The organism is Paenibacillus favisporus (genome assembly GCF_040545415.1).
GTDB lineage: Bacteria > Bacillota > Bacilli > Paenibacillales > Paenibacillaceae > Paenibacillus_AQ > Paenibacillus_AQ favisporus.
Map to the genome: position 1 here is coordinate 111,186 of NZ_JBEPLV010000004.1, position 13,110 is coordinate 124,295.

The window sequence follows — 13,110 nt, forward strand, 5'->3', positions numbered from 1 at the left end:
CGATATAAAGTGTGACTGAGCAAAAGGGAGGCACTTCATTGAGCAGAGATAAACATTTACCGCTGACCGAAACGGTATATTATATTTTGTTGGCACTGCTGGAACCGGCGCATGGTTACCTGATTATGCAGAAGGTGGAGGAGCTCAGCGCGGGGCAGGTCCGGATGGCGGCCGGTACGCTGTACGGGGCGGTGGACAATCTGCTGAAGCAGAAATTCATCCAGCCGACTGCGAGCGAGGACAGCCGCCGCAAGGTGTATGTCATCACGGATCTGGGACGGGAAATGCTGAGACAGGATTACGAGCGGATGCGCCATATGATCGAAGTAACCAATATGCAGTGGGGCAAGGAGGAGTTGCTGCATGAAAAAATATAAATTTTTCACGAATCTGGACCAGGAAGAACAGTGGCTGAACGACATGGCCCGGCAGGGCTATATGCTTGTCCGGAAGTCCTTCGGCTATCAATTCGAGCGAAGCGTACCGGAGGAAGCCAACTACCGGATCGACTTCCGCACGTTTAAGAATCAGCGGGACTTTGAGGATTATGTTGCCCTGTTTGAGGACAGCGGCTGGACGCATGTCGCCGGCACGAAGGGGTCGGGGGCTCAATATTTCAAGCAGAACGGTGACCAGGGGAACGAAGATATTTTCTCCGATGCTGACTCCAAGGCGGCCCGATATAAGCGGATTTCCGACATGTGGATGACGCTGTGCTGCTGCTTTATCCCGATTTTCGCGGCGCTGATTTCGACCGATGCCATTGACGCATCTGTCATTCTGAAGCCCCAAGCGCTGTATTACACGCCGGGATTGTGGGAGATGAGCGGCCCAAGATTTTGGCAGGCGTTCCTGTTCGAGACGCCGTTTGCGCTGTTCCGCGGGATCGTCTGGATGGTCATTCCGGTTATGATTATCGTCTACTCGTTTTTCGCTTACAAAGCCAAAAAGGAATACGACAAATCCCAGCAGCAGTAATCATGCCGATAGGGAGCCAATAGGGAGGATGCTGCGCTTGCCGGTATCGTCCTTTTTTTAGGCAGACGGCCCGGTGTATTTCTCCGGCTCCAGAAAAGCGCGAAGCGCGCTGCTCAGCGGTACATCCCGTCGATAGATAAAATAGACCACGACCTCGCGGTAGGACTCCGGCAGGGTCAAGGCTTCAATGTTCTTCTCGTTGGGGATCCGAACGGTGTTGGACCTTGGGAGAAGCGCTACGCCGAGGCCCGAAGCCACACCCCCAAGCACGGCTTCAAGCGAACCGAACTCCATAATTTGCGGATGCTGAACTCCAGCTTCGGCCAGCAGGCGCTCCACTCTGGAGCGGTGGGTGCAGCCTGTCGATAAAATGAGCATCGGCTTCTGCAGCTGTTCCTGCAGGCTGGCCGTTCCGGCCTCGGAGAGCAGCACGAGCTCTTCATCGTAGGAAGGAATCTGCTCCAGCTGGGAATGCGGGACAGGGCCGTACACAAAAGCGCCGTCCAGCTCGCGGTCCAGCACCTGCTGCATGAGCACGCGGGAATTGCCCGTGGCGAGGGACAGGCTGACATGAGGGTAGCGGGCGTAGTAAGCGGCCAGACGGCCTGGCAGATGAGCTGCCGCAGCCGATTCAATTGCCCCGATCCGCAGCGGTCCCCGCGGCGCATCCTCCGCCTGCACGGATTTCTCCGCTTCATCGAGCAAGTTCAGAATTTGACGCGCGTATCCAAGAAGGCGCTCGCCGGCCGGGGTCAGCTCCATCCCCCGGTTGCTCCGGATAAACAGCGGAGTCTGCAAACCTTCCTCCAGCTGGCGAATCCGGCCGGTGACGTTGGAGGGAACATATTGCAGCCTTTGAGCCGCCCGCGTAATGCTTCCTTCCTCCGCTACCGCACGGAATATCCGCAAATCACCACTTTCCATTCGGCTCACCATCCTGACTTCATTTTGACTGAACACCATATTCACTACTAATCATTTTACATGCTCTAAAGCGGCCTATACAATGAATCCCAAAACGGCTTCACAGAGGCCGGAAAAAGGGAGAGATTCATTTGAAAGCAGCTATTCATCATGGCCGGAGCGGTCTGGACGGACTGCGGGTCGGCGACGCAGAGACGAAACAGCCGGGCCCCGGGGAGATCAGGGTCCGTGTAAAGACGGCCGGACTCAATCACCGTGATCTGTTTCTGATGAAGGGACGCCGTGCGGCGGATGCACCGCTCATCCTGGGCTCTGACGGCGCAGGCGTCATCGATGCCGTAGGCGAGGGAGTAGCCGGTCTAACCGCCGGTACGGAGGTCATCATCCATCCGACGATCGGTTGGGATCGAACCGAAGAGGTACCGGTGGTGCCGCAAATCCTGGGCGGTCCTACGGACGGGACGTTTGCCGAGACGGTTGTCATCCCCGCGGACAATGCCTTCCGGAACCCGGCATACCTGACCTGGGAGGAAGCGGGAGTATTGCCCTTATCCGCGCTCACGGCCTACCGGGCGCTGTTTACGAGGGCGCAAATCAAGGCTGGCGAGCACGTGCTTATCCCGGGCATTGGAGGCGGGGTTGCAACCTGCGCCATGCTCATGGCCCAAGCTGCGGGGGCTGTCGTCAGCGTCACTTCCCGAAGCGAGGCCAAGCTTGAAGAAGCGCGGCGTTATGCTGTGCGGGGAGCTTTTTCCAGCAGTGGAGACTGGAACGAAGGGCTGCAAGGGGAGAAGGTGGACGTGATCCTAGATAGCATCGGTCCAGCTACCTTTTCCAAATACTTGGAGGTGATCAAGCCGAACGGCCGGATCGTGAGCTTCGGGGCCAGCTCCGGTGACATGGTGGAGGTCCCGCTAAGGGCGTTGTTTTTTCCGCAGCTGTCATGGATCGGTACGTCGATGGGGAGCCGCGAGGAGTTCGGAGAGATGCTTCGGTTCATGGAGGAGCACGCCATTCGGCCTCTGATCGACCGGATGTATCCGCTGGACGAAGCGCCGGCTGCGTTCCGGAGAATGACTGCTGGCGAGCAGTTTGGCAACATCGGGCTCTGCATCGGTTGAGCCTGGATGCCCGTTCGTGCCAGCGGGACCGGTTCTTTAATCTTTCTTTAGATTTCCTTTAATATTAATTTCTGTTTGCTTAACATCCTCTCCCTATAATCAAAAGCATCTTAGGTTCACGCTCAGGCGCTCACGCGGAGTGGGCACCGGACCGGAAATGGGGAGAAAGAGATGCAGAAAAAAACGATCGCCGTGCTGTTTGGCGGCTGCTCAACAGAATATGAAGTCTCGCTGCAATCGGCGGCTTCCGTCATAGATCATTTGGACAAGGCTAAATATGAGCTGGTGCTCATCGGCATTACCCGGGAGGGAGCCTGGCTGAGGTACCACGGGGATCCCGAGGAGATCCGCAGGGACCGCTGGCATCAGCATCCGGGGTGCATCCCTGCATTTCTGCCGCCAAGCAGGGATACGGGCGGAATCGTGGAGCTGGTCGGGACGGAATACCGTTTGACGCCGGTAGACGTCGTATTCCCGGTTCTTCACGGCAAAAATGGGGAAGACGGCACGCTGCAGGGGCTGCTGGAGCTGTCGGGCATTCCTTTTGTCGGCTGCGGCACGCTGTCCTCTGCCCTTTGTATGGACAAGGAGGTTGCCAGCAAGCTGGTCAAGGCGGCTGGAGTGGAAGTGGCGGGTTCGATCACGGTCCTCGCAGGAGACGACTTGTATGCGGCCGCCAAATCGGCTGAGACGCTGGGCTACCCCGTCTATATTAAACCGGCCAAGTCCGGTTCCTCTTTCGGTATTACGAAGGCGTACGACAGGCTGGCGCTCATGGACGGCATCCGTGAGGCACTGCAGCATGACGACAAGGTGGTGGTCGAGCAGAACATTACCGGATTTGAAGTGGGCTGCGCGGTTCTGGGTCATCGGGAACCGTTTATCGGAGAAATCGACGAGATCGAGCTGCAGGGTGAGTTTTTTGACTATACGGAAAAATACCAGCTGATTTCGTCTAAGATCCATCTGCCAGCGCGGATTTCGGAAGAAACGGCGAACCGGGTCAAAGAGACCGCGCGCCGCGTCTATCGGACGCTCGGCTGCCGCGGCCTGGCCCGGGTGGACATGTTTATTACCGAAGGGGAACGGATTGTGTTCAATGAGGTGAACACAATGCCCGGCTTCACGGCCGCCAGCCGCTATCCGAACATGATGCGGGCCAGCCACCTGCCGTACCCGGACCTGATGGACCGGCTGATCCAGCTGGCCGAAGCGATGGAGGTGGTTCGATGATCGGGGTTGTAGGCACGGCAGGCCGCGTGATTCATATCCAACCGAGCATGGTGTACCGGGGACACCTGGTGCTCATTAACAGTGAGTATCCGCTCCGCCAGGCGCCTTATTCCAAGAGCCTCGCTCCCGTGGAATCACTCGCTCATGCCAGTACTCATGAGCGGGTGATGCGTCTGGAACGCAGCTGCCTGCAGCAGCTGGAGGCGCTGCTGGACGCCTGCGGGGGCCGGGGAGGCATCGGAGTGGTCAGCGGCTACCGTACCGCGATGGAGCAGCAGCGCATCTACGACCGGTCGCTGGTGGAGAACGGGGAGATTTTTACCGCAAGTTACGTGGCTCGTCCCGGAGAAAGCGAACACCAGACCGGACTGGCGGCCGATGTGGGCGATAAGCATACGGGGGTCGACTATTTATGCCCTTCGTTTCCGGAGGGTGGCGTTTATGCCTCTTTCCGGAAACTGGCAGCGGAGCATGGCTTCATCCAGCGTTACAAGCAGGGCAAAGAGCATCTGACGCACATTGCCTGCGAGCCTTGGCATTTTCGCTATGTGGGCGTGCCGCATGCCATCATCATGGAGCAGTATGGGATGTGCCTGGAGGAATACACATACTACTTGAAGCAGTTCACCCTGAAGGGGCCGCATCTATTCAAGAAGGTGAAGGAACATCTCGTGGAGATATATTTTGTCCCCGTACATGAAGAAGAGCAGGTGCTGACGATTAAGGCCCGCCCTGAAACAAGAGTGGAATGCTCAGGGAACAATGTGGACGGCTGCATCATCACCATCTTCCATGATTTGCGGAAGGGGCTGGTGGGTTGAGGGCGCATCGTCTTCGGGCAGAGACGTTCCCTGTGAGATGGGGATACTCGCTTACTTCTCCGGGCGAAAAGAGAGAGGCCCGTCCTTCCCTATCCCACCGGGCGTGGGCGGAAATCAGCCTGGATCACTTGCGGCATAACGCCGCAGAGCTCCAGCGGCTTCTCCCTTCCGGGTGCCGCCTGATGGCGGTGGTTAAAGCTAATGCATACGGACACGGTATTACGGAGATCGCGGGGCATTTGAACCGTTCGGGGATGGATAGCTTCGCTGTGGCGGAAATCGGGGAAGGGATCCTTTTGCGGGAACAAGGCATCCAGGGGGAGATTCTAATCCTTGGCTACACCGATCCAGAGAGGGCCGCCGATTTAGCCAGGTACCATCTGACGCAGACGATGGTAAGTTTGGAATATGGGCAGGCCTTGGAGGCGCTCGGTATCGACCTGGAGGTTCATGTCAAAATCGATACTGGCATGAACCGGCTCGGCGTGCCTCACCAGGATACGGAGTCGATTCTGCGGTGCTATGACTTTGTCAATCTTCGGGTGACGGGCATATTCAGTCATTTGTCCATGTCGGACGGACTTGGGCCGGAGGAGACCGAATTTACGCGCCGGCAGATCGCTCAATTTGATGGTGTAGTCGCGCAAATCAAGAAAGCGGGCATCGATCCAGGCCTTGTGCATCTTCAGAGCAGCTACGGCATGCTGAATTACCCTGAGCTGCGCTATGACCGGGCCCGGCCGGGGATCGCGCTGTACGGCCTGCTCAGCCAGGAGGGCGACGCCGTGCGGTGCCAGGCCGAATTGCGGCCTGTGCTGGCGCTCAAGGCGACTGTGACGCAGGTGAAGGAGGTGCAGGCCGGCCAGCCGGTCGGCTACGGACGCCGCTTCGTGCCGGAACGCGATATCCGGATCGCCACGGTGTCCATCGGCTATGCCGACGGCGTTCCAAGGATGCTGTCGGACGGGGGTGGACAAGCTCTGATCCGCGGGAAGCGGGCCTCCATCATCGGCAGCATCTGCATGGATCAGCTGACCGTCGACGTGACCGGCATTGACGGCGTGCGGCAGGGGGACACCGTTACGCTGATCGGACAAGATGGCGATGAGCAGATCACTGCCGGCGAGATCGCCGCACGCTGCCGTACGGTCACCAACGAAATCGTGAGCCGGATCGGCAGCCGGGTGCAGCGCATATATGTTGAGTAGCCGCTGGAGACAGCGGCTTTTTTGCGCTTATGGCTGTGGTTGGGGTTACCCCGTTACTTCGTTGTATCGGCGCTTGAACTCTTTTATGATGAAGTTTTTTGCGGAGACGATCAGCATTTCCGGGATGAGAACGCACCCGATGTATAGCAGGATGATGAATGGAAGGGAGGCCGTGAAAATAGCGAAGGTTTGTTCTTCCTGCGGCTTCATGATAACCAGCCATAAAGGGATCGCGACCACCCAGGTTAATAGGTTGGAGATCAGCAAATAGGTCAGGTTTTCCCACAGCAAGCTGAATAGAATCAAAGCAGCAATAGGGATCGTCCACGAATCTAGCTGTTGATCCAGACTCAAAAAGCAGAAGAAGGCCATGGGATAGATCAGAGTGATCACGATTTGGCTGGCCTTAATTCGACTCCGTTTCATTTGGCTCTCCTTTCTTGATGTAATAAAAAACCACCGCCTTGTGAATGAACCTCCAGCGGTTAGCGGATGCCTAACAACGAGGAGACAGTTCCATCGATGAATCCTCCATCCCTATTCGTTTCAAAACTCCATTGTATTCGCTGCAGACCAACGAAATCCCTTTTAAACGGACCGGAATAAACTATATTTTCATACCTTTGAAAAAACACGGAAATTAACCGTTGACAGGGGTCACCCCCGGTGATAACCTCAACCAGAGGAAAAAAGCCAACCTGCTATACGATATGTATGATTGATTAACGCGGCAGACCCTTGAGGAGCCGTTTTTTAAAGACGTTATGTCCTTTGTGGACCCCTAGATCCGCATACCTGGCAAGCCGACTCTTCTTTCCGAAGGGTTTTTTCATTTTATAAAAACGTGGGCATGCTGCCAGATGCCTAATCCGACAAAAAGAAAGTGATCCCTTGTATCAGCTAAAGTTTAAGGCGAACACCGAGCGCCTGCTAGACAAACATCTTACCGGTGAATCGATCGATTACCGGCAGATTATTTCCCTGTTCATCCCGATTCTGATCGACCAGGCGTTTATTATTTCGCTGAACATGGTCAACGCCGCCATGATCAGTTCGGCCGGAGTCGCCGCCATTAGCGCCGTCAATATGGTCGACTCGCTCAATATTTTTCTGGTCAGCGTCTTTATCGCCATGTCGACGGGCGGAACGGTCGTCGTCGCGCAGTATAAGGGCAGCGGCAACGACCTGATGGTTTCCAAAGCAGCGTCCAGCACCGTCTCCGCCTGCGCGATCCTGGCGCTGGCTCTCAGTCTGATCCTGGTCTTGTTCCACCAACCGCTGCTCAGCGTGCTGTTCGGAGCGGCTTCACCGGAAGTTATGGACAACGCCAAAGTATATCTGCTCGGAGGCGGCGTGTCTTTTGTGGGGATCGCCATTACTGAAGCGGTGTGCGGGGCGCTGCGCGGGATCGGCAAATCGAGGGCTTCGCTCATGCTGTCCCTGTTCATGAACCTGACCTACGTCGCGCTGAATTTGGTGTTCATCAACCTCTTGCACATGGGCGTGCTTGGCATGACGATCGCGATCAACATCGCCCGGTACCTGGCAGCCGCCTGCGCGCTGTACTTTCTGGTGAAAAGGGACACCGATCTGCATTTCCAGCTCCGGTCCATCGTTCAGGTGAACCTGAAGATGCTCCGCAAAATCTTTTCCATCGGCATCCCGTTTGCAGCGGAGCAGATGTTCTTTAACGGCGGTAAAATGCTGACGCAGATCTTCATCGTCGGCCTTGGCACTTATGCCATTGCCACCAATGCGATCAGCGGGTCGCTGGCAGGCGTCTCCCAAATTCCGGCGAACGCTCTCTCGCTCACGCTGGTGACGGTAGTGGGGCAGTGCATCGGACGGAGAAACGTGGAGGACGCGCGCAAGTTCACCAAGACGTTCCTGTGGCTGGCGTCCTTCTCCTTCGTGCTGACGGGTGTAATCATGATGGCCTTGTTTCATCCGCTGGTCAGCCTGTTCCACCCGCCGAAAGAGATCATCGGGGACATCTTCACGGTCCTGCTCATCAACCTGATCGCGCAAGTACCGCTTTGGGCGATCAGCTTTATTATGCCGTCGGCGCTGCGGGCCGCCGGGGACTCCAAGTTCACCTCGCTGGTCTCCATGCTGTCGATGTGGCTGTTCCGGGTCATCCTGGGCTATGTGCTCGGCATTGTGCTGCATTGGGGAATCGTCGGCGTCTGGCTGGCGATGAACTGTGAGTGGGGTGTGCGCGGCACCGTCTTCCTGCTGCGTTTCATGGGCAAGAAGTGGTATCAGCACCGCTTGATCGATTGAATATATACGATATCCATTCTGAATTTTACGGTAAAAAAAGGACTTTCCCCGGTTTGTCAGCCAATCAGGGAGAGTCCTTTTGCGTTAGGCGGTTGCTCCGCTATTCGTCCGCAATAATAAGCTTCGTCTGCGTCTTCTTAAATTTGGCGGCATAACTGCGGTTCACCAGGTTGTCTGTCACGATCGCATCGATTTTATCCAGCGGCGCGATCGCAATGGTGACGTCCCGGCCGAATTTGCTGCTGTCGGCGGCGACGAAAACCTCTTTGGACAGCTCGATCATCTTTTTGCGCGTGGTCGCTTCCTCCAGATTGTAGTCGGAAATTCCCCGTTCGGTTGTGATGCCGCTGCAGCAAATAAACGCCTTGAGGACGTTCAGTTCATGAAAGTTGAAAATATACTCAAACGTTACGACCGACTGCTCGTCCTTGCGGATTTTTCCCCCGATGATCATCAGCTCGATGTCGGTGTTCATCAGCTCGGTAATGACCGGGATGGAGTTGGTAATGACCGTCAGCTTCTTCTTGTCCTTGATGTATTTGGCAATATGGTATGTCGTCGAGCCGCTGTCGATATAAATGCAGTCCCCATCCTGAATGTATTCGCAGCATTTCCGGGCGATGGCTTCCTTCTCCTCCAGCCGGTCGATCATGCGCTCATCCATGGAAGGCTCGCCATACTTGGGCTCGGCCAGCTTGATGCCGCCATAGATTTTGACGATTTTCCCCTGATTGGCCAGCACATTGATGTCCCTGCGCAGCGTGTCCACGGAGATGTCCAGCTCTTCGGTCAGCTCGTTCATCTTCAGCACCTTGCGGACATTCAGCAGGTCGATGATTTTCTTTTGTCGTTCTAATGGCAGCATGTTTTTCACCTGTATTTGTGACGTGGAAGCCTCGATATTCAAGTTAAGTCAATTCCAGTGTACTGATTACACCTTGCAACTTCAATACCGTTTATATCTTGTAGCCACAGGTTTCTGTTGAGCATCCTGCCTGATACTGTTTGGTCTTGTACCAGCTAAAAAGGGCCGTTGCCGGCCCTTCTGAATTCAATCCGCGACCCGCAGCACGATTCGTCCCCGTCCATGGCCGGTTTGGCATAGCTCGTGAGCTTGCCTGATCTCATGCAGTGGAAATTCCCTTCCGACCGGTGCCTTTATTTGTCCGCCTGCGATCAACTGTCCTATTTGCTGGAAAACGGTATCGGGTGCGAGCTCATTGCTGAACCGCGCAGTAATGCCCAATTGCTGAGCCCGCTCCGTAGAGGGGACGTCTACAAGCGAGAGCAAGGTTCCCCCGCGTCTCACGATGGACCAGGAGCGCTCCAGCGTGTCCCCGCCAACCCCGTCCAGAACCAAGTCCACGTCGTGTACCCTGTCCTCAAATCGGGTTGTTCGATAATCGATGACAGTGTCGGCACCCAGCCATTTGACGTAATCGATATGGTCCCCTGAACATGTGCCGATGACTTCGGCGCCTTTCCATTTGGCCAATTGAACGGCATACGACCCGACCCCTCCGGCCGCCGCATGAACCAGAACACGCTGGCCTGGCTGCAAATGGCCATGAGCGAACAGCGCCATCCATGCCGTAGTAGCACTTCCTGATATGGTGGCTGCTTCGCGGAAGGAGAGTTTTGGCGGCATGCTTGCAAGGGTGTCCACTGTTGTTGTGACGAACTCCGCGCATGCGCCTTGACTGGCTCTGCCGAATACCGCCTGACCTTTCCGAAACTTCGATACACGGGAACCGACATCGGCGACGACTCCCGCTACAGCTGAACCCGAGATAAAAGGAAGCTGCAGCGGGACATGCTCCTTCATCAGTCCTTGACGATACGCCCAATCCACCGGCAGTACGCCGACGGCATGAACACGAATCAAAACTTCCTCCGGTTTAGGAACCGGTACAGGCAGTTGTTCCAGTCTCAGCTCCTCCGGTCCTCCATACTGGTGAATACGAACAGCTTGCATCAGGTTTGAAGTCATTCTTCCATCTCCTTCGAAATCATTTTTGTGTGCTGGATATTGAGGATCCAATGGTTTTACGGGCTCGCACCAGCATAGAATAAAGCGCGACAACCACGACCAGGACGGTGAACAGCAGGGAAAACGCGTTGCTGTAGCTCATCGCTTGCTCGTGAAAGAGCAGCGGATTCAGCTGAACGGGCGCTCCCCAATCAAGTACTTTGCCGATCAAAGAAGTAGAGACCGCTCCGATGATGAATGTCATCATGGTAAGAAAGCCCATCCCGATACCCATATGCTCCTGTGACAAAGTGAGGGAAACGCTATTTGACGTAGCTACCTGGATAAAGGTCTGCCCCGTGCTGGCTAGAATCAGGAAGATCCATATATAGGCGGGCGGCATCCCGGGGAATACGGACAAGATACCAAAGGAAACTAAGAGCGGGGCTGCAGCCAGATAGAAGAGAAAGCCATTTCCCCTTTCGTCGGCGAGTTTCCCGCCTGTTCTTCCCAGCAAAGCGGATGCCATGGCTCCCGGAAACATGACAAAACCAATGAATGCGGGAGATACGTGGCTTATGTTCGTGAGCAGCTGCGGCATAATGAAGGGCATCCCGGAACTCAGGCTCGCCGCTAACAAAGCAATCCCTACGCCCAGGACATAACGCCGATTATGAAACAAGGCGGGCTGAACAAACGGCTCCTCTGCGGACCGGATGCGAAGGATGAATAGAGCAAAGAAGATGAAGCCGGTACCAAAGAACAGCCATGAACTATAAGTGATAGCAAGAAGGATTAACGCAATGGTACCTGCGAGCAGAAATCCGCCGATCCAATCCAGCTTGCTCCCTGTCCGCTCTGGTTCTTCATGCAAATATTTACGAAATACAGGCAGAACCAGCAGGATGAACAAAGAAAAACAAAAAAGCATACGCCAATGAAGCATACCTGTCACCAGACTAGCCGCTATAGGGCTAATGGCCGTCCCAAGAGCCAGCCCGCTTACCATGGTGCCAATGGCCCGGCCTCTGTTCTCCGGGGGAAAATATTTGGCCGGTATAATCATGGATACGGCAGGGATTACCGCTCCTCCGGCAGCCTGCAGCATCCGTCCAGCCACCATCATCCCGTAATGCTGTGCCGACAGCCCTAAGAGCGAGCCCGTGACCATAAGGATGAAGCCGAAAGTCAGCAAATCCTTCAGCCGGTAACGGTCTGCCAATTTACCGTAGGTCACTGAACCGATCGCATACATGATTCCATAGCCCGTGGTCATCCAGCTCACCTGTGAAGCCGTCAGCATAAACTCCTGACGAATGGAGGTGAGCACCACGTTAAAAATCGTTGCGTTCATGACCGATATGATCAAGGTGAAGTACATGATATGAAGCAGCTTATTGGCCGCATCCTTTTGACCCTCCATCTCCGTAAGTCCCCTTTCCTTTGCGTTCCATCGTGAAGATGGAGATTCATCCATATTATAAAGTTGATAAATGGCCGTTAAAAATATAAATTGGTCATAAGTTCATAACTTTAAAGCTATAAACTTGATTCGGTCCATCAGAATGGAAGGGTGGAATCCATGGAATTATTGCAATTGAAGTATTTTCAAACCGTCGCCAGGCTGGAACATATGACGAAGGCAGCCGAGGAACTGCATATCGCCCAGCCGGCCCTCAGCAAAACGATCGCCCGGCTGGAGCAGGATATAGGAGTTCCGCTATTCGACCGCCACAAACAAAAAATCCGCCTCAATTCGTATGGCAGACTGTTTTTGCAGCAGGTTGAGCCGGCCCTGACGATGCTGGAAGAGGGGAGACGCCAGGTTGCCGATCAGGCTGGCCTCGAGCAGGGACGTATTGTGTTGGCCACAACGAACCACAAATGTGACGCGGAGTTTATCAGTTCATTTTTATCGGCGTACCCGAAGGTCAATCTTCGCCTAACCCAAACTACCTCGCACGAGGAGAAGATCGAGCTCCTTCTTGACGGCGAACTGGACTTTTGCATTACTTCGCTGCCGATTGAACATGAGGAGATCGAAAGTATTGAATTTTTGCGGGAGGAGATTTATCTGGCTGTACCCTCCGGGCATCCTTTATCGAATCGAACCAGGATCTGCTTGAGCGAGTTGGCCGGGGAACCCTTTATCGGTTTGGACAGGAAGCACAGCTACCGGGTATTAACCGATCAATTGTGTAAATCGGCGGGGTTTGAACCAAAGATTTCATGCGAGGTTGACGATACGACCGTTATGAGTGCTTTTGTCAAAGCGGGTATGGGGGTTGCCTTATTAAACGAACCGGCGAAATTAAAAGAACCCTCACTTGTTCTGCTTCCGATTGAGCAGCCTGTGTGCCAGCGCGCTTTTCTGTTGGCCTGGTCGAGACATCATTACCTATCCAAAGCGGCTCATACGTTTCGTGATTTCCTGATCCGCTATTATGCGGACCTCACAACAGAATTAGCACAGTAAGCCTTGGTCAAACGCCAAAGCGCCGAATCGGTACTCCAAAGTACGGGTTGGGCGCTTTTTTTACGTATATATGAGAAGAAATGAAGGTAATTTAGGA

At 54.8% G+C, this 13,110-nt stretch carries 13 protein-coding genes; 8 read left to right on the forward strand and 5 right to left on the reverse strand.

The window, feature by feature from the left end; translation table 11 throughout:
• The first annotated feature begins 38 nt into the window (after positions 1 to 38).
• The gene (locus ABID47_RS18470) at positions 39 to 377 is read left to right on the forward strand and encodes a PadR family transcriptional regulator (RefSeq protein ID WP_116233052.1); all 339 of its coding nucleotides are present in this window, start codon (positions 39 to 41) and stop codon (positions 375 to 377) included.
• Complete coding sequence (locus tag ABID47_RS18475) at positions 364 to 978, forward strand: DUF2812 domain-containing protein (RefSeq protein ID WP_354498937.1); 615 nt, start codon at positions 364 to 366, stop codon at positions 976 to 978. The genes ABID47_RS18470 and ABID47_RS18475 overlap by 14 nt, the downstream gene beginning before the upstream one ends.
• Before the next feature lie 57 nt (positions 979 to 1,035).
• Here ABID47_RS18475 and ABID47_RS18480 read toward each other — a convergent pair whose 3' ends face one another.
• Positions 1,036 to 1,902 carry a LysR family transcriptional regulator gene (locus ABID47_RS18480; RefSeq protein WP_354498939.1) on the reverse strand — a complete coding sequence of 289 codons (867 nt, stop codon included), beginning with the start codon at positions 1,900 to 1,902 and terminating at the stop codon, positions 1,036 to 1,038.
• A 131-nt stretch (positions 1,903 to 2,033) separates the two neighbouring features.
• Here ABID47_RS18480 and ABID47_RS18485 point away from each other — a divergent pair, with 131 nt between their 5' ends.
• The 4 genes from ABID47_RS18485 (at position 2,034) to vanT (ending at position 6,285) form a co-directional block, all read left to right on the forward strand.
• Complete coding sequence (locus ABID47_RS18485; protein ID WP_354498941.1) at positions 2,034 to 3,023, forward strand: zinc-binding dehydrogenase; 990 nt, start codon at positions 2,034 to 2,036, stop codon at positions 3,021 to 3,023.
• A 171-nt stretch (positions 3,024 to 3,194) separates the two neighbouring features.
• Positions 3,195 to 4,256 carry a D-alanine--D-serine ligase VanG gene (gene vanG, locus ABID47_RS18490; protein WP_354498943.1) on the forward strand — a complete coding sequence of 354 codons (1,062 nt, stop codon included), beginning with the start codon at positions 3,195 to 3,197 and terminating at the stop codon, positions 4,254 to 4,256.
• Positions 4,253 to 5,077, forward strand: coding sequence for a D-alanyl-D-alanine carboxypeptidase family protein (locus ABID47_RS18495; RefSeq protein WP_354498945.1), 825 nt, complete (start codon positions 4,253 to 4,255; stop codon positions 5,075 to 5,077). The genes vanG and ABID47_RS18495 overlap by 4 nt, the downstream gene beginning before the upstream one ends.
• Positions 5,074 to 6,285 carry a serine racemase VanT catalytic subunit gene (gene vanT, locus ABID47_RS18500; protein ID WP_354498947.1) on the forward strand — a complete coding sequence of 404 codons (1,212 nt, stop codon included), beginning with the start codon at positions 5,074 to 5,076 and terminating at the stop codon, positions 6,283 to 6,285. The genes ABID47_RS18495 and vanT overlap by 4 nt, the downstream gene beginning before the upstream one ends.
• 45 nt (positions 6,286 to 6,330) lie before the next feature.
• Here the strand turns inward: vanT and ABID47_RS18505 are convergent, their stop codons facing one another.
• On the reverse strand, positions 6,331 to 6,711 hold the full coding sequence (locus ABID47_RS18505; protein ID WP_354498949.1) for a hypothetical protein: 381 nt from the start codon (positions 6,709 to 6,711) through the stop codon (positions 6,331 to 6,333).
• Between the two features lie 465 nt (positions 6,712 to 7,176).
• Here ABID47_RS18505 and ABID47_RS18510 point away from each other — a divergent pair, with 465 nt between their 5' ends.
• Positions 7,177 to 8,568 carry an MATE family efflux transporter gene (locus ABID47_RS18510; protein WP_354498951.1) on the forward strand — a complete coding sequence of 464 codons (1,392 nt, stop codon included), beginning with the start codon at positions 7,177 to 7,179 and terminating at the stop codon, positions 8,566 to 8,568.
• Between the two features lie 100 nt (positions 8,569 to 8,668).
• Here ABID47_RS18510 and ABID47_RS18515 read toward each other — a convergent pair whose 3' ends face one another.
• The 3 genes from ABID47_RS18515 to ABID47_RS18525 form a co-directional block, all read right to left on the reverse strand.
• Positions 8,669 to 9,433, reverse strand: a complete 765-nt coding sequence (locus ABID47_RS18515) for a DeoR/GlpR family DNA-binding transcription regulator (RefSeq protein ID WP_354498953.1) — start codon at positions 9,431 to 9,433, stop codon at positions 8,669 to 8,671.
• A gap of 186 nt (positions 9,434 to 9,619) precedes the next feature.
• Positions 9,620 to 10,558, reverse strand: a complete 939-nt coding sequence (locus ABID47_RS18520) for an NADP-dependent oxidoreductase (RefSeq protein ID WP_354498955.1) — start codon at positions 10,556 to 10,558, stop codon at positions 9,620 to 9,622.
• Between the two features lie 19 nt (positions 10,559 to 10,577).
• A complete protein-coding gene (locus ABID47_RS18525) occupies positions 10,578 to 11,960 on the reverse strand; it encodes an MFS transporter (protein ID WP_354498958.1) in 1,383 nt (460 codons plus the stop codon).
• Between the two features lie 159 nt (positions 11,961 to 12,119).
• On the opposite strand from ABID47_RS18525, the gene ABID47_RS18530 reads away from it, so the two are divergent.
• Complete coding sequence (locus tag ABID47_RS18530; protein ID WP_354498960.1) at positions 12,120 to 13,013, forward strand: LysR family transcriptional regulator; 894 nt, start codon at positions 12,120 to 12,122, stop codon at positions 13,011 to 13,013.
• The last annotated feature ends 97 nt before the right edge of the window (positions 13,014 to 13,110 follow it).